The following is a 17,101-nucleotide window of genomic DNA, read 5'->3' as shown; positions in this document are numbered from 1 at the left end:
AGATTCCGCATACCTTTCGTAACCGATTACTTGGTACGAACCGACCGTTCGCCCCTCACCGATATGGGCTAACTCATATTTTTCGGTGAGGGGTGGACGGAAGGTTAAATAACCGTTTACGATAATCCCCTGCATAAGAAGCAGCGAGCTAAATACAGGGTTAGCCCACTGGTACGATCTGCTTCTCAATCAGACATTCAACCAACAATTTTCGTAGCAACCGCTACACATTTCAGCACAGCGTTGTGCCCCGATCCGCCCGTGCGGTGAGGATGCACGGGAATGCGCAAGCAAAGGTTCGCTTGCCTTCCAGACGCTTCGTCTTCAAGGAGCAACAATGTCTCTTCTTACTTCCGCAGGAACTGTACTTGCAGCCGGCTCTTCCGCTCTCGTGGATGCATCCGGCGCCCCCACCACCCTCGGAATCTTCGCTTCCGAGTTCTTCGGCACCTTCATCATGATTCTGCTCGGTGCCGGCGTATGTGCCGCAGTGACCCTCAAGAAGTCCTACGCTAAGGACGCAGGCTGGGGTGTTATCACCTTCGGATGGGGTCTGGCAGTGTTCACCGCCGTGTACCTCTCCTTCCATTCCGGTGCACACATGAACCCCGCTGTGACCGTTGGCCTGGCAACCGCAGGCCGCGACCTGGCGACCGGTGTTCCCGCAACCCCCGGCAACATTGCCCTGTACATCGTCGCTCAGATGCTCGGCGCAATGGCCGGCGCAACCGGAGCGTACCTCACCTACAAGAAGCACTTCGATGAGGACCCGGGCGACCGCCTCGGCATCTTCGCAACCGGCCCCGCCATCAAGTCCTACGGCTGGAACTTGCTCACCGAGATTATCGGCACCTTCGTCCTGATTGGCTGGATCATCGCATCCGGTAAGACCCCCAGCGAGCTCGGCCCCCTGGCTGTTGCCCTGGTCGTTGTATCCATCAGTATGAACCTCGGTGGCGCAACCGGTTGCGCTATCAACCCCGCACGTGACCTCGGCCCCCGTATCGCCTACACCTTCCTGCCCATCCCCGGTAAGACCGGCTCCAACTGGTCTTACGCATGGGTTCCGGTTGTTGGCCCAATCATCGGCGCTATCCTCGCAGGCCTGATCGTTCCGGCAGTTCTGCCCCTCTAAACCTCTCTAATACCCCCGTTCTTTTGTTCTAAGGAAAAATCAATGACGACTTCTCTGCACTCCGCAACCCTCAACGTCGAACGCAAGTACATCCTCTCCATCGACCAGGGCACCACCAGCTCCCGCGCGATCCTGTTCAACAAGGCGGGCGAGAACGTGGCTCAGGGCCAGCTCGAGCACGAGCAGATCTTCCCCAAGGCCGGCTGGGTCGAGCACAACGCAACCGAGATTTGGCAGAACGTCCGTAAGGTCGTAGCAATGGCTATGGCAAACGGCGAAGTCAACCACCACGAAATCGCTGCAGTCGGCATCACCAACCAGCGTGAAACCACCGTCGTGTGGGACAAGAACACCGGTGAGCCCGTCTACAACGCAATCGTCTGGCAGGACACCCGCACCCAGGAAATCGTTGAAGAGCTCGCAGGCGAAGAGGGCGTTGGCAAGTACCACGACATCGTCGGCCTGAACCTCTCTACCTACTTCTCCGGCCCCAAGATCAAGTGGATCCTGGACAACGTTGAAGGCGCACGCGAGCGCGCAGAACGCGGCGACCTGCTCTTCGGCAACACCGACACCTGGCTGGTCTGGAACCTGACCGGTGGTGTTGACGGCGGCGTTCACGTCACCGACGTAACCAACGCATCCCGTACCCTGCTGATGAACATCCGCACCCTCGAATGGGATCCGCAGATCGCTGCAGACATGGGCATCCCCATGAGCATGCTGCCCGAAATCAAGTCCTCCTCCGAGGTGTACGGCTTCGGCCGCGCGACCGGTCTACTCAGAGGCACCCCCATCGCGGGTATCCTGGGCGACCAGCAGGCTGCAACCTTCGGTCAGGCTTGCTTCGAGAAGGGCATGGCGAAGAACACCTACGGTACCGGTAACTTCATGCTCATGAACACCGGCAACGAGCCCGTCTTCTCCAACAACGGCCTGCTGACCACCGTCGCATACAAGATTGGCGATGCAGCACCCGTCTACGCTCTGGAAGGCTCGGTCGCAATGAGCGGCTCCCTGATCCAGTGGCTGCGCGACAACCTGCGCATGATTGAGCACGCTGCAGAGTCTGAGGAACTGGCTACCTCCGTCAAGGACTCCGGCGGCTGCTACGTTGTTCCCGCATTCTCCGGCCTGTTCGCACCTCACTGGCGTTCCGACGCTCGCGGCGTGATCGTTGGTCTGACCCGCTACGTGAACCGCGCACACATTGTGCGTGCGGCACTGGAAGCAACTGCATTCCAGACCCGCGAGGTTCTCGACGCAATGAACGCTGACTCCGGTGTTGAGCTCTCCGAACTGCGCGTGGACGGCGGCATGACCGCTAACGAGTTCCTCATGCAGTTCCAGGCTGACATCCTCGGCGTTCCCGTGATCCGCCCGAAGGTTGTTGAGACCACCGCTCTGGGCGCAGCATACGCTGCAGGTATCGCTGTTGGTTTCTGGAGCGGCAAGCAGGACGTTGTGGACAACTGGGCTGAGGACAAGCGCTGGCTGCCCTCCATGGAGCCCGCAGAGGTTGACCGCCAGTACCGCCTGTGGAAGAAGGCTGTCTCCCGCACCCTCGAGTGGGTTGACGAGGACGTTCCGACCGCCTAATCGCAGCACCCGTTGCCTAACGGCACGGCCCGCGTACTAGCGAAGCCCCGGTTGCTTCTCCCCCGCTATGGGGTTGAAGCAGCCGGGGCTTTTCGCTGTTTTATGACGCTTAATTCAACGTTTATTGCGGCGTAATTTCTACAAAAATTAGTGCTAGGGTACCGTTGGTTTTTGTGAATTCGGTATCTTCCGCCGATCACCTGGCGCGGTGTTGTTCGTGAGGTGTCAGTACCGCACAGGACGCGTACGCGACATATTCATGCGCTGTCCTGACAGGAGTCGACGGTTCGCGCTGATACTTTATTTACGCTCCCGTCCGCCGTGGTGCTTCACGTACTGCGGCGGACGGACTTTTATAAGGGGTTAAACAGTGTGTGCCTGACCTTCGTGGTCAGGCACAAACTGTTTACTCGCGTCAAAAACTACACACCGGAGGGGCTGTTCGGCACCGTCGGAAGCGGGATGGTGCGGTCGTCCTCGCCGCTACCTCCGGTACCGCTCTCAGCCGCATCCTGAGGGCGGTTAGTAGCCGCTCCAGTAGAGGCGGCAGGCTGACGATTCGGCATATCCCTCGCCACAATCACACGAGCGGGACGCAAAGTCCGGTCACCCAGAATATACCCTTCCCGCTCCACCGATACCACAGTACCGGCAGGGTAATCGGGCGCAGAAGGAACCACACCCGAAACCTCGTGGATCGCCGGGTCGAACTTACCCACCGCGTCGATGCGCTGCAGTCCGCGAATCTCAAAAATACTGACGATCTCGTCGGCAACAGACTCGCTCAGCGATGCACTCGCGTCCTGATTCAGCAGACGGTCCAGGGCGTTGAGCACATCGCGGAAGAGGGAACGGTACGCCTCTCCGGATGCTCGTTCGTCACGTTCCTGCAGGCTTGCCTGTACAGAACGAATAAGCTGGTTCTTAGCGCCGTCCTCGGCGATGCGCTGCGCAAAACGTTGGTTGAGCTCGGTGAGCTGCTCCAGGACGCGCACCTCAAAGTCTTCAGTCACAAAAGGTGAGGCAGGCTGAGGCGTTTCCTCTTTAGCGGTGGCTGTCACCCCCTCATGCGTTTCCTCGTGCGGGGGCTGTTCTTTAGCCTCGCCGCCAACCGGCCACAGTTCAGGCTCAGGGACGACAGCGTCCTGAGGATCATACGTTGACACGGTCACATCTCCTTTCAAAGTTATCAATGATTGTGGGGTGCTCCCGCTCTGAAACCGCTACGGCTGACAGAGCGGGAGTATGAGGAAGATAGGCGCTCTCCCCTGTGTTCTTTGACGGCTTTCCTTAGCGGCCCAGCCTGCTCAAGCTTCGGATGAAGATACCGAAAATCATCAGGATGACGCCCAGAATTCCCGTTGCAGCTCGAGTGGGGTCATACCCCTGCCCCGTTAAAGCCCTCTGGTTGGTCTTCCAATAGGGCGGGAAGGCTGTGTAGAAAGCAAAGAGAGGAAGAAGGATGAACGTCACCAGCGTCATGTATCCGTTGATCGTGTCGTAAGCAGCCTGGTTTGAAGAGCGGATCGCCCCCTGCAGGAGCGCCCAGATGACGCTCAGGACCAGAGACCCTGCAAAGAACGTAACCACAAAGCGCACCAGCCTTCCGAAGGTAAAGGGACGGCGGCGGGCAAAACGCATGTTCTCTTCAATGTTCCGGTACTTTAGCAGCAAATCGTAGGGAAGCAGATACGCGTCCCGGACCTTTGACAGGCTCGAACGAATCGCCTTCACCTGCTCTTTCGAGTTGATGATGGTTACCCCGTTGTAGATAACGCCGTGGGAGTCTGCCTCCTCCATATGGATGATGGCGTGCAGACGTAACATCTGCGGGTTATCGGGGTACGCGGCAAGTGCGTTATCCGCATCCTGCAAAGCTTCAGCGTGCTGTCCCGCATTCCAACGACTGATGATGAAGTCGCTGATATAGTCGGTGTTCTCCGGTTTCAGAGCCATCAGCTGACGGTTGATCCCCATGACGCGCTCGTAGTCTCCGTCGCGTTGAGCCAGGCTACGCTCCATCATGAGGAGGAATTCCTCATGTTCCGAACCGTAACGGCGTGCCTGCGAGATAGCGTGCATGACATCTCGGCGACGGTTATAGTCCCAATCGCCCCACAGGTATGCCGCTGCCAGTTTCTCCCACGCTTCAACGTCGTCGGGACGAATCCTGTGCATTGCCTGCGCGAACTTTACCAGAGAGTTCCAGTTCTCGTTTTCCCAGGCATAGCGCATGTCAGCGCGCAGACGTTCCTCTTTAGAATCTCCGCTCGTAGAACGATACTCCGCAGAAGGTCGGGGTGCGGGTCCTCGACGCTTCAGCGACTCATCATAAGAGGCACGGGCAGAAGGATTCAGCAGAGTCTGCTCAACCCGGTCAAGCAACTCCAGGCGGTCCTCACCCTCACGCGCCTTGGCGCGTTCAGGGTGGCTGGTCAGGAGGCGGTACCGTTTGCGTTGCTCACGCAACGCTTTCTCCACGTCCTCAGCCGTCGCGTTTTGTGGAAGGCCGAGAACCTCGTAAAAATTCTCAGTAGTCATAGATACTCATATCTCACCGGTGTTTCATCACCGGTAGCAATGGGTAGCGGGAGGCTAGTTCACCTCCATGCCGCCGATCTTGCGCTGCGCCTCCTGCACTTCTTCAGGTCGCAGGTTAGCCACACGCTCAATGTTGAAAGAGCCGAGAGAAGCATTCGCGGTCAGGTCAATCACCTCAACACGAACCGTCTGGTCCACGTCGTAGGCGTAGATGACCTTCAGCGGCGCACCCTTCGGGTAGGCGGGCAGGGAAAGCTCACCGGTACCAACAACGGTCACCAGCTCGGGGTCGCGTTCCTCACCCTGAGTGACCTTAATGTCCAGGGCATTCTGGCCGTCAAGCAGGGTTCGGGTGTTCTGTTCGTGGGTGCAGGGAACCTTGGTGTTGCGCGGAATCACCACATGGTTAAAGGTCGAGCCGTCAGCGTTGTAGAGGATAATGCCCAGCGCCTGGCTGGTCACGTCGCTAATCTTGACGCTACCGCCCAGGAATCCCTCAACAGTTGCCTTGGAGCCAACCTGCTCCGTGCTGACCTCCACGTCGCCAGACAGGGTTGCCTGAACTGCAGCGCCGAGAGCGACCGCCTCATCAGGGTTAATATCGAGCTCAGGGGTCTTACCAGAGATGCGCTCCACCAGGGTTCGAACCGCAGGCATGCGAGTCGAGCCGCCCACCAGCAGCACCTTATCGATATCAGCCCAGGTCAGCTTCGCCGCGCTCAGAACGTCCTCGAGAACCTCCTGGGTACGGTTCAGCAGGCTGACCGTGCACTCCTCAAACTCTTCACGAGTCAGCGGCACACGGTAGTGCTGGCCCTCAGCAGAGAACTGCACATTCGTCTTCGGAACAGTCGACAGCGCCTTCTTCGCAAACTCAGCCTTCTCACGCAACGCAGCGGTGAGGGACGGGTCTTCCAGAGCGTCCGGGGCGCCCTGCTCCATCAGACGCTTATTCAGGTATTCCATCAGGGCGTTATCGAAATCGAAACCACCCAGGTTACGGTCGCCGTCAGTAGCCAGAACCTCAAATTCGGTGCCGCTAATCTTCAAAATAGTGACGTCAAAAGTGCCACCACCCAGGTCGTACACCAGCACGGTGCCGTTGGCGTCAGCCTCCACACCGTACGACAGGGCTGCAGCGGTCGGCTCGTTCAGCACACGCAAAACGTTCAGGCCAGCAATCTGACCCGCGTGGGCGGTAGCGGTACGACGTGCATCATCAAAATAAGCGGGCACGGTGATGACAGCGTCGGTTACCTCTTCGCCCAGGGCAAGCTCAGCGTCTTCCTTCAGACGCTTCAGGATAATTGCAGAAACTTCCTCAGCGGTGTACTGGGTACCCGAAGAAGCGTCAAAACGCCAGGTCGGGTCGCCAATAAAACGCTTGACGTACTGGACAATGTCCTCGGGGAACGCCGCGGCCTGGCGCTTCGCCTGCTCGCCAACCAGAGGCTCGTCCGCGCCACCGAAGGACTGGAAAAGCACCACGGAGGGGGTGACGGTGTCGCCTTCCTTGTTGCGAAGCACCTCGGGCACACCCGTAGGACGAACCACCGAAACTGCAGAGTTCGTGGTTCCCAGGTCAATACCAATTGCAATACCCATAAGTCATTCTCTTTCTAGTCGTATGCTTGCCACGGCAAAATACCGCAGATGTATATGTGAGTTAGCGTTTCTTGTTATGTCTTCGATAGCCGGCGTCCGCGCTACGGCGTTGCGATACCATTTCAGGGCTACGTCAGCGGTTCGGCTCGTTTCAGCCCGTACCACCACGGCACCGGAGGAGCCAACGGAGAGTTCTTCTTCGCACGCTTCACGAAGGACCGGTCATCAGCCCATCGGGCGGGGAAGGCCGCCGCCATGAATACGTACGGGAACAGGATTACCTGTATAAGATCCTTAATCCACACAGATACCGCGATGTCAGCCGGAATTGCGCTCAAACCAAGTAGCTCCACAAGCTGCGGAAGGAAAAGGTAATTCGCAAGGAAAAGCGTGACCATAGCCCCCATGAGGGTCAGGCGGCTTCTGCGTCGTCGGGCGGCAGCTACAGCTCCACGAATCTCCTGAACAGCCTGCTCAAGTTCAGCAAAACCGTTCAGAGGCAACCTCTTCAGCTGGGACAAACGCAACTGGGCTAAACGAACCTGGGCGGAACTCACCAGCAGGCCCAGCGGCGAGCGCGATGCAGCGTACGGGTTGGGCCCGGCAAAACCGCCGTACGTGCAACGATAGACGTCGTACAGCAGAGCCCAAGCGTACGCCTGAACAATCGCCGCGTCACGACGACCAGACTTGTACTCTTCACGCGCTTCACGTATCGCGTCACGAGTATGACCCGCGCCTACCTGCTGCATAATCGCCTGTGCTGATTCCAGCTGCTGGGGGTCCGAGTCCCGCCGCTCAAGCTGAGGAAGAATACGGTACGGAGTCCTCCAGGGCTCATTCGGGGCGGGGGTACGTTGGGCCGGAGCCTCTTTCTTCGGCTTTTCCTTCTTCCGAGATGCCTTACGCTTCTTAGGCTTTTCAGGCTTCTGACGCTGCTGAGAAGACTCAGGGGCAACAGGCTCAGGCGCGGCAGGCTCAGCCGGAGGCTGGTTAGGAAAAGCTTGAGTCGGAGGCGTCATCTCAGAAGGACGCGGCGCATCCGGCGCATCAGGCACACGCTGACGCAAACGCTCTAGCTCCTGCTCGTGCTCTTGTTCCTTGCGGCGCATCTCCTGACGCATACGTTCCATCTCACGCCGCATCTGCTCAGCCTGCTGCTGAGCGTCAAGAGTCTGCCGCTGCAGATCCTCATGCGGTTGAGCAGGCACAGTCTGTTCAGCCCTTGCGTTTCCGCCGGCAGGAGCTGCCGGGGCGCTCTGAAGATTCGCGTCGTAGGCCGCACGAGATTGCTGATCCAGCAGATGCTTCTCTGCCTCAGCAATCAGCTGCATCAGTCGTTCGCTCTCGTGACGCTTTTCTGCGTTCGGGTGATTCGCGCGTGCCCGGGCAGAACGACGCTTCTGAACGATTGCCTCACGCACCTGTGCTTCGGTTGCGTTCGGTTCAATCTCCAGGATTTCGTAGTAATTCTGCATGACGATAGCTAGTCCTCATCGCTTTCTCGTCGGTCTTCGTAGACGTTTTATGGACGGTTTATGTAGGGGCGCTTGAGGCCCGGCTCCAGTACCGAGCCTCAAGCTATAGGGCTGTTCTTCCGCCCCGACAGGTATACCGCTACCCGTCACCTACATGATGGTCATACCGCCAATTCGTTTCTTCGATTCCTCCACCTGAGCTTCCTTCAGATTCGACACTCGCTCGATGCTGAACGTGCCCAGAAGGATTCCGGAGGTCAAGTCCTTCACCTCCGCATGAATAATCTGATCGCGATCGTAGCTATAGGTGATGGATAGCGGTGCGCCCTTGGGGTAAGGCGGCATGCGAAGGGTCGCTTCACCCACTAGAGTGACAAAATCCGGGTCCCTGTCATCGCCCTGAGTGACACGGAATTTGACCTCGCTCTGGTAGTCGTAGACGGTCTTTACGGTAGTCGTCTCGTTCGCAGGCAAAGGAGTATTACGGGGAATGATGATGCTGTTAATCTCGTCCTTCTCGTTCTCGTCCAGCACCAGCACGCCCAGTCCCTGACTCGTCACATCCTGCACACGCACCGGAGCACCAATGTAGCCTTCAACCGCTGAGCGGCCGCCAAGGTATCCGACGGTCTCCTGGCTTTCCGGTGCCAGAAGTGCCGCCTGTACCGCTGCTCCGAGAGCCACAGCCTCGTCAGGGTTGATGCTCGTGTCAGGCTCTTTCCCGCTCAGGGTCTTGAGCATTGCGCGCACGGCAGGAACACGGGTAGACCCACCCACCAAGAGCACACGGGAGATGTCCGACCAGTTCAGACGCGCTGATTCCAGGGTGTCGATGACCAGGTCACGCGTACGGCGCAGAAGACGCTCAATACGTCGTTCAAACTCAGCTCGTTCAATAGTGACGCGGTACGAGGCGTTCCCGGCTGCAATTTGTACGGTAGCAGTCGGTGCCGAAGACAGGGTCTTCTTCACCTGTTCTGCCTGCTCACGCACCACGTTAAGAGTGTTCAGGTCATCAAGGCAGCTGGGGCCTCCCTGCGAACGGACCTGTTCATCTATCATGAGCTGCAGTTCGCTGTCGAAGTCGTAACCGCCCAGTCGACGGTCACCATCCGTTGCCAGAACCGTGAAATCACCGCCTGAAACGTTCAGGATGGTCACGTCAAAGGTGCCGCCGCCCAGGTCGTACACCAGGACGGTCTCGTGTGTGTTACCCCTGGTGGATACACCATAGGCGAGCGCCGCAGCCGTGGGTTCGTTCAGCACACCCAGCACGTTGAGCCCAGCAATTTCACCGGCGTGGCGGGTCGCTAGGCGGCGTGCATCGTCAAAGTATGCAGGCACGGTGATTACCGCGTCGGTAACGGGGACGTTCATCTGCATCTCGACGTCTTCTTTCAAACGACGCAGAATCATTGCGGAGATTTCCTCCGAGGTGTAGCTGGACCCCGTAGCCGAGTCGAAACGCCAGCTGGACTCGCCCATGTACCGCTTAACGTGCTGGGCGACGTCCGAGCCGACGCGGCTGGCGTGCTGTTTCGCTTGAGTACCGACCAGCGGCTCATCACCGGCACCGTAGTCCTGCAGCAGGACTACAGAGGGGGTCGTATTTGCCCCATCGCGGTTTCGCACAATCCGCGGCACACCGGTGGGATCCACCACGGCAGCGGCGGAGTTAGTGGTTCCCAAGTCAATTCCGATGGCAATTCCCATCGCTTTTCTCCATCCCTCGTCGATTAGTGTTTTTCACGGAACGCCGCATCTCTGAGGCTCCGTATAGTTGGCTCCGTATAGGTTTAGAAGGTCGTGTATGAGTCCCTATTCATGAACGCGCCGTGACCGGTCGTGTAGTCCCAGCAAGTCACGCCCTTTTCCGTCGCGCCGCAGACGATGTTTCCGCTGTACACGCTGGTGTTATATAGCAGCACAGCGTCGGTCTGGGTGAAGGTTTCGGGGGTTTCATGAGAGGTCAGGCGTGCCTCTTCCGCGGTGAAATCAATCCACCAGAGGGGCTCGCCATCGGCTGCTACGCCGTAGGGCTTGTCGTCGTAGTAGTTCACGATGCCACAGCCAAATTTTCCGTCGATATTCTGGCAAATAATATTGCCCGTCGGGGAGCGGAAAATCGGAGCGGTCAGCCCGTTACGGGTCGTGGAAGAAAGCAGTTCAACAGCACCGGAGGGGATGCGTTTCTCCCCCGCTCCGGGGTAAGCGTCAGCCGGGACCTTCCCCTTCTTGGGGGTGCTCGAGGAGCCGAACTGGATACCGCGGAACAGGTTATCCACGAATCCTCCGCCGCTACCATCGGGGTGTGTGTACCCCCAGATGTTTCCGCATCCGGTCAGCAGGCAGGCTAGAGTAATGGCCAGCGTGGCACCCACGCCGCGGCGAGGCTGCTTCTTCTTGTTGTCAACGTTCATTGTTCTTCCTTCCTGCGAGCCTTCCTGTAAGGGCTCCCGTAGAGCCCGGCTAGTGTGTCGGGCTCTACGGCTGGCGAACGGTTACACGCCCCAGGGTAGTACCCCGCGACGAGCTTTCGTCAGCGCTTCACGTCCATCCGGGTCGGTTTCCATCTTCTCTTCAAATGCTCGGTACTGGTCGAGCACCATTGCGTCAATGACTTCACGTTCACGAGAGCCGAAGATGGGAGTAGGTAGCTGCTCTTCCAGGCGGCGAAGAACTGCCTGAGAAATAAGCATGGTGCCTTCCGTCTTGTAGAGGTAGGGCAATGCGTAGCCCACGCGGAGTACCGTCACCGGCAATCCCCATTCGTAATGAATGGTGAAGGCGAGGTTCTCGGTCAGCTCAGCGACCTCATGATCGAAAGTGCCACTCTGGAATTTTGCCGGATACGACACATCGTAGGGCGCGCCGGGTTCGCATTCCACGCATCGACGGTAATGCTCCGAGAGAGGGATAGGCTGCTCATAGAGCTTGCCGTCGGTGCGGTAGGTCGCGGTAGAGTAGGGGGTCTGCTCGTACCTCTCGTCGTAGTCTAAAGCGCCGGCCTCAAGAATGATGACCTTCGGGTTGTACGCGCTAAGTTGCGTCAACAGGCTGTTGAGGGCTTCGTCCCGCTGGATATCAGGCACCTGCCCGTAAACGAGTACGAGGTGATGGTCAGGGGTTACCCCCTCCTCACCGGGCAGGAGCATATGCCGAATTCGCATTTCCAGAGCTTCGTCACTCTCGTAGAGTGCCTTATTCATCTGGTCAACGCGGAAGGAGCGTTCCTCAGGCGCCATGAGCGCGACGGTACGCAGAGGCTGGCAGTTCGTCCAGCGGCTGTCCTTCGGGCCGCGACGGTAATCCACCATACCGGGGTACACACCAAATACAACGGTGCATTCGGCACCTTCAGCCAGTTCCTGAACCATCTGCTGTGCGTTCATCTCCTGTTCCATGTTCTCGGAAGCGGATGCTTCGTATTCAGCCGCGTTCTTGATATCCACCTGAATATTGGGGTTACGGGTAACCTCGTACCATTGGGCGTTCGGGTCCGTCGAGAAGGTTGAGGCTCGGTACGTTATTTCGCCGTATGCCTCGAACTCGATTGCCACGCGTGTGGCCAACTCAAAATCCCAGATAATTCCTTGGACAACGTCCACGTCAATCGGTAGCTCTTCGATCTGCGGGTATTCCTCGGCCGCCTGCATACGGTTCGCCTGCCAGGCGGTCAGGGCGTGGCCGCCTGCAGACATCTTGTAGGTCATTTGGTAGAGCGCCTCAACCGATTGAATGTCCTGCAACAGTTCTTCACCGAAGGGGAAATACTCCGTCTCACGCAGATGGTTCGTCAAAATCCACAGCATGTGCGATGCTCCCCAAACGTGGGGTCCCATACCCAAAATCTGAGGAACGCTAATGCGGTAGATGTAGACGTTCAGGGTGCTCTTGTTCCCGAATATCTCGGCGATTTCCTCAGCTTTCAGAGAGGAACCGATTTCCGGGGTGGAGTTAATGAGGTCGTTGCCTTCAACGCAGGGCGTTTTACCGCGACCATCGGCGGGAAATGCCGAGTGGTCCTTCCAGAAGACGCGGGGCTTGAATGAGCTGTGCAGGCTGAGGTTAACAATCTCTTCGCGCTGCCCTTTGGCGGTTCCAGGCGCGCCTTTCATGGGCACAGAATAGGTGGTGAATGATTCGTAGCCGGGGCCCAGCTTCTCATTGGCTACACCAATAATGTGGGAGGCTAGCACGTACACCTTAGTACGGTTCCAGGTTTCGGCGGAGCGAAGTTTCGAAGCGAAAAGGGCCAGCTTGGCGTAGAACCCCTGGGGGTTCTTATCCGGCGCATCACCGGTTACCAGGTACAGTCGAGGCGTTCCGTACAGGCTGGATAGCGCGTACTTCTGGTTGGCGGGGCCAAAGTCTGCGCCCATCACCAGGTGGCATACGGGAGGGTTCAAAGGAGGAACCGAGTAGAAGGGCGAGAAATCAAACCCCAGGTCTACGGTTCGGCATTCGGAGGCGCTCAGGTGTAGCGCCTCCACGGCGAGAGAGGCGTTCGTCGGTTGCCCCGCTGAGTCGTTCAGACCGAGGAAAAGAGCCGCGTAAGCGTTCTTGGCAGCGTGCGGGTTGTTAAGTTCAAGGGTTCCGCATTGATCGTGGGCACGGTATCGGTCACGGAAGTAAGCAGAAACGCGCTCAGCGCTCCCCCAATCGCCGGTGAAAGTCGTCATCTCGATGGCTCTCCTCATTATGACGGTACCGTCGCTGGCATCATCATATGTCGTATGGGTGTGGTTGTGTTCAGTGTCTTAATCATGCCACAGGTCATCTTCACCGAGTGACCTGTATCGTCATCTACTCCTCTGCTGAGACAGTTATTCATATGTTGTGTGGGGTTGATCTAACAGCGTTTGTTTGCCTTTGATGTCCACTTCAAGCGCCGTATCATAGATATATAGGCTTATTGATTCTATTCTGGTCGCCGAAGATGGCGGTTGGTTATGCATCTGGCACCTTCCGGTGGTCGTGAGAACGGAGAGAGGCTCCGTTGGAAGGAGGGAGCGGGTTTTCCCCGCGCCGATTATGGTTGATGTCCGTCGCCGCAAGCTTGCAATTATTGCTATGAACATTTCGGTTCTTGCAGCTGCTCTCTCCTGGCTGTTGGTGCTCTTCTCTGTCATGTATTCTGCCGCCGCTGTGCCGTGGGCTCTGGGCGTTGCTATCGTACTGACTGTGATTGGCGCCTACGCACTGTACCGCTACTACTCCAAGTACTCGCACGTGCTCCCGAACGAGGACCCGGACGCGCACGATGTGCTCGGTCACGACCTGCACTCAACTCACCTGCCGCATCTGCACCACACGGAGGGCAACGCTGACGGAGCGTAATTCTGATGGAGCGCAATTCTGACAGGGCAGCCGCTAAGTAGCGAGCTCCTCATCCCCTAGACAGCAAAATGTGCCGCCTCACCGGTATCAGTGAGGCGGCACATTTACTTTAAGATCGCGGATATTAAAATCGCGGTTCAGAGTCCGGTCCTACAACCATGTCTAGACGGTTCGATTCAGTGCTTTGATGCGCTGCAGCTTCGGCTCTGGCTAGTTCTGCCTTTTCGTTCTCTTGAACTACAAGAGCGTTATATTTCCAGCCGGGGATTCTACCCACAAGCCATCCTACCCAGAGGAGCACCGCGGTAATGAGAGCGACAGGAATCAGAAAGATGAGGACTTTCGGGTCGCGGGTGTGGTCTGAGGTACTCCCCGCGGTGAGCTCCCACAGCGCAAGGATTGGTACCGCCATTATAGGCATCACTATAAAAAGGATGATGGCATAGTAAATGCCCATCATGCTACCGGGCCTGCCTCTATTTATGCGAGCTTGAGTAACGGCTCTCTTCAGACGTTTGTATTCTTCTAAGGTTTTGCCGTCTAGAAGCGAAGCATCAGGGATCTTGGCCATGACGTACCGTACGGCTTCCAAATCTGAGGGCGAGCAAATAAAGATATGCCCCTGGGATGTAACGGTATATGCTTTCGCGATGTCGAGGCACCCCTGCACGTAACGGTTATTGAGCTCTCGGCTCTCCGGGTTTTCCTTGAGTTGCCGGCGGAGATTTTTCAGGTCTTCCATGTTTCTCCTTGCAATTTCAGTCGTCGTTGAACCCATCGTTGAGGCACGAGAAACACAGGCCATCCCCTACCCGCTGCGGGTGGAGAAGCCGGAGTATTGAATTGCGGTGTATCGGTGTGTACTTCACAGAATGCCAGCTCTTGAGGCTCAAGCAAAATTGACGGGGCGTCTTGAGATGTTTCAACGGCGGTGCATACATCTCATATATAGCGGTCAGTTATAGACAAAACTTGCTACGGGTACGGTACGGAGGCGCCCCTCCCCTATGATGGTTGAAAGGGATATTTACCTCTAATACCATCTGCAATACACACCCAGGAGCCAACGAGGAAGAGCATGACCAAAGCGACCGATTCGCCGCAGCCGCCGGAAGCGCTCGCGCGCTGGTACACTCGCTATTCGAGCCCCGTCGGCGTGCTCTACCTTGCCGCCCGTGCGGATGCGATTGTGGGCATCTGGTACGAGGATCAGGCGCACTTCCCGCTCCCCCATGAGCTTGGTGGACTGATTGAGAATCCTGACGTCTATCTGCGCGAGCACGGCGTTGCAGATGGTGAAGAGCCAGCCGGTGAGTATGCTGCGGCGCAGCTGCTGTCCCGTGCTGAGGCAGAGCTCTCCGAGTATTTTGAGCGCAAGCGCACTTCTTTTACGTTACCGCTAGATCCTGAGGGCACCGATTTTCAGCTGATTGTGTGGGAGCATCTGAAGACTGTTCCTGCCGGGTACACCACGACTTACGGCGAGATTTCGCGTGCGGTTGGTCCAGGTGCTCCGGCGCAGGCTGTGGGGCAGGCGGTCGGCCGCAATAAGGTTTCTATTATGATTCCGTGTCACCGCGTTATTGGTGCTGATGGTAGTTTGACCGGCTACGCCGGCGGGGTTGAGCGTAAGCAGTTCCTCCTGGATCTGGAGGAGCCGGAAGAGGTGCGGGAGGCGCGGCTCTTCTAGCGCCTGCCGGCTAGTCTTCGAAGCTCATGACGGGGTGGGGTATGCATCGGATGCGTATCCCGCCCTTTTTCGTACCTGTTTTCGTTTTCATTGCCCTGCAACACGACACGCAATCGAATATAGTTGCGATTACTTCGTGTTGGGGTTAGTGTTTAAGTAGAACATGATTCCTAAGCCTTCGAATCAGATACAGACTTCTCAGAGAGGAGAAACCGTGACCTCACAACCTACTATTCCCGCCGACCCCCTCGAAAACGCCCCGAGCTACCCCACGTGGGTGACCGATGAGCTTCTGCGCGATTACTACGACGCCGAATGGGGCATGCCCGTCACCGACGAGCGTGGACTCTTCGAAGCCCTCAGCCTCGAAACGTTTCAGGTGGGGCTCTCCTGGCGAACTATTCTTGCCCGCCGCGAAGCTTTCCGTCGCGCTTTCGAAGGTTTCGATCCCGAGCGCGTGGCTGCGTTCACCGACCAGGATGTTGCACGCCTCCTTCAGGATGAAGAGATTATCCGTAACGAGAGGAAGATTCGCGCGGTCATCTCCAATGCACGGCTGACCCTGCGGATGCGCGAGCTAGCCACCACGCCGAGTAACGCCTCCACGGAGGATATTCGCCTTCCCCTTATCGCACCCTCTTCTACCCCGGCCAAAGAGGATAGCACCGAGGCGACAGCCGCACGCCGCCGCCGAGTTCGTACGCTCAGCAATGAAGACCTGAACCGGATGCGCGAGCGCACCCTATCCGACGGCACACGTGTACCGGGCGGGCTACCGGCGTGGCTGTGGTCCTTCGCGTCGCACGAGACTATCGCGCCGCATACCCTGCAGGATATTCCTACTGATACGCCCGAGTCTGCGCTTCTTTCTAAATCTTTTAAAGCTCTAGGAGGTGTGTTCTTGGGACCGGTGACCGCCTATGCGCTTATGTGCGCGGTCGGTATGGTCGACGCTCACCTGGTGGGTTCGCATCGGCGAGGCTGTTCGGGGCTCTTCGCCTAAGCCCCCCCTCGCTGGGTGTGCGCGTACCCAAGGGCATGAAAAAGCCGCGTGCTACTTCCTGAGAAGCAGCACGCGGCTCCAAAAACTCGGAGGCTCCCCTCCGCATAGCTAGGTTGCTGGCTCTATTAAATCGTCACAAAGAGGAAAATCAGGGACAGCAGCGGCGGGGTCAGCTGGATTAGCGCGGGCTTGCGCTTTGCCGGGGAGGTAAGGAACAGGTAGATACCTGCAATCGCCATGGAGCCCAGGCCTGCGAACATGAGTGCCACACCGACCTGCGGGGAGCCGAACCAGAAGGCAAGTAGACCGGTTGCGGCAATCCAGGCGAGCATCAGGTTGTACAGGCCCTGGTTTGCTGCCATCTCCTTGGTGGACTCGGCGAATTCTTCGGTCATGCCGAAGGTTTCGCGGCCCTTGGGCTTAGTCCAGAGGAAGGATTCGATGATCCAGATGTACACGTGAATAGCGATTGCTACGAAGGCAAAAACGGTGGTGACCGTTGCGAGTGCCTGCATTATTTCTCCTTAATCAGTAGGTGTTCTATTAGGCACCTGCCCGTTCTTTATTCTGGAGCACAACCTGTGGTGATGTTCAGAATCATGCAGGAGCAAGCACAAGAAGTAATTCTACGCTTCTTCCCGGTTTATCGGAATTTCCCTGAATATGCGTGAAACCCCTCGATTCGTCGTCTGCAGAGAAAATTGCAGGGT

Annotated in this window: 14 protein-coding genes; 5 read left to right on the top strand and 9 right to left on the bottom strand. The window is 57.6% G+C overall.

The window, feature by feature from the left end; genetic code table 11:
* Positions 1-337: 337 nt before the first annotated feature.
* On the top strand, positions 338-1,135 hold the full coding sequence (locus AB8C10_RS02035) for an MIP/aquaporin family protein (protein ID WP_368866676.1): 798 nt from the start codon (positions 338-340) through the stop codon (positions 1,133-1,135).
* Positions 1,136-1,177: 42 nt separating this feature from the next.
* Positions 1,178-2,734, top strand: a complete 1,557-nt coding sequence (glpK, locus tag AB8C10_RS02030; RefSeq protein ID WP_294625295.1) for a glycerol kinase GlpK — start codon at positions 1,178-1,180, stop codon at positions 2,732-2,734.
* Between the two features lie 422 nt (positions 2,735-3,156).
* On the opposite strand, the gene grpE is transcribed toward glpK, so the two are convergent.
* From grpE to AB8C10_RS01995, 7 genes are all read right to left on the bottom strand, one after another.
* Positions 3,157-3,906 (bottom strand): nucleotide exchange factor GrpE, encoded by a 750-nt coding sequence (gene grpE / locus AB8C10_RS02025; RefSeq protein ID WP_161800496.1) that lies wholly within the window; start codon positions 3,904-3,906, stop codon positions 3,157-3,159.
* A gap of 118 nt (positions 3,907-4,024) precedes the next feature.
* Entirely contained in the window at positions 4,025-5,275 is a 1,251-nt protein-coding gene (locus AB8C10_RS02020) for a tetratricopeptide repeat protein (RefSeq protein WP_368866675.1), read from the bottom strand.
* Between the two features lie 54 nt (positions 5,276-5,329).
* Positions 5,330-6,880, bottom strand: coding sequence for an Hsp70 family protein (locus AB8C10_RS02015; protein ID WP_298594388.1), 1,551 nt, complete (start codon positions 6,878-6,880; stop codon positions 5,330-5,332).
* A 128-nt stretch (positions 6,881-7,008) separates the two neighbouring features.
* On the bottom strand, positions 7,009-8,358 hold the full coding sequence (locus AB8C10_RS02010) for a J domain-containing protein (protein ID WP_368866674.1): 1,350 nt from the start codon (positions 8,356-8,358) through the stop codon (positions 7,009-7,011).
* A 150-nt stretch (positions 8,359-8,508) separates the two neighbouring features.
* A complete protein-coding gene (locus AB8C10_RS02005; RefSeq protein WP_368866673.1) occupies positions 8,509-10,071 on the bottom strand; it encodes an Hsp70 family protein in 1,563 nt (520 codons plus the stop codon).
* Positions 10,072-10,154: 83 nt separating this feature from the next.
* Positions 10,155-10,778: a hypothetical protein gene (locus AB8C10_RS02000; RefSeq protein WP_368866672.1), complete on the bottom strand. Its 624-nt coding sequence runs from the start codon at positions 10,776-10,778 to the stop codon at positions 10,155-10,157.
* An 81-nt stretch (positions 10,779-10,859) separates the two neighbouring features.
* Positions 10,860-13,040 (bottom strand): hypothetical protein, encoded by a 2,181-nt coding sequence (locus AB8C10_RS01995; protein WP_368866671.1) that lies wholly within the window; start codon positions 13,038-13,040, stop codon positions 10,860-10,862.
* A gap of 391 nt (positions 13,041-13,431) precedes the next feature.
* Here AB8C10_RS01995 and AB8C10_RS01990 point away from each other — a divergent pair, with 391 nt between their 5' ends.
* The gene (locus AB8C10_RS01990) at positions 13,432-13,698 is read left to right on the top strand and encodes an N-acyl-D-glutamate deacylase (protein WP_368866670.1); all 267 of its coding nucleotides are present in this window, start codon (positions 13,432-13,434) and stop codon (positions 13,696-13,698) included.
* A gap of 124 nt (positions 13,699-13,822) precedes the next feature.
* On the opposite strand, the gene AB8C10_RS01985 is transcribed toward AB8C10_RS01990, so the two are convergent.
* Positions 13,823-14,440, bottom strand: a complete 618-nt coding sequence (locus tag AB8C10_RS01985) for a hypothetical protein (RefSeq protein ID WP_368866669.1) — start codon at positions 14,438-14,440, stop codon at positions 13,823-13,825.
* Between the two features lie 336 nt (positions 14,441-14,776).
* On the opposite strand from AB8C10_RS01985, the gene AB8C10_RS01980 reads away from it, so the two are divergent.
* Positions 14,777-15,388: a methylated-DNA--[protein]-cysteine S-methyltransferase gene (locus AB8C10_RS01980; protein ID WP_368866668.1), complete on the top strand. Its 612-nt coding sequence runs from the start codon at positions 14,777-14,779 to the stop codon at positions 15,386-15,388.
* 214 nt (positions 15,389-15,602) lie between these two features.
* Positions 15,603-16,391 (top strand): DNA-3-methyladenine glycosylase I, encoded by a 789-nt coding sequence (locus AB8C10_RS01975; protein ID WP_368866667.1) that lies wholly within the window; start codon positions 15,603-15,605, stop codon positions 16,389-16,391.
* Between the two features lie 125 nt (positions 16,392-16,516).
* Here AB8C10_RS01975 and AB8C10_RS01970 read toward each other — a convergent pair whose 3' ends face one another.
* Positions 16,517-16,906: a DUF1304 domain-containing protein gene (locus tag AB8C10_RS01970; protein WP_049337517.1), complete on the bottom strand. Its 390-nt coding sequence runs from the start codon at positions 16,904-16,906 to the stop codon at positions 16,517-16,519.
* Positions 16,907-17,101 lie beyond the last annotated feature (195 nt).

Origin of the sequence: Rothia mucilaginosa (assembly GCF_964210535.1) — a bacterium.
In the GTDB taxonomy this organism is placed as follows: Bacteria; Actinomycetota; Actinomycetes; order Actinomycetales; family Micrococcaceae; genus Rothia; species Rothia mucilaginosa_F.
This window is presented reverse-complemented; position numbering and strand designations above follow the sequence as displayed.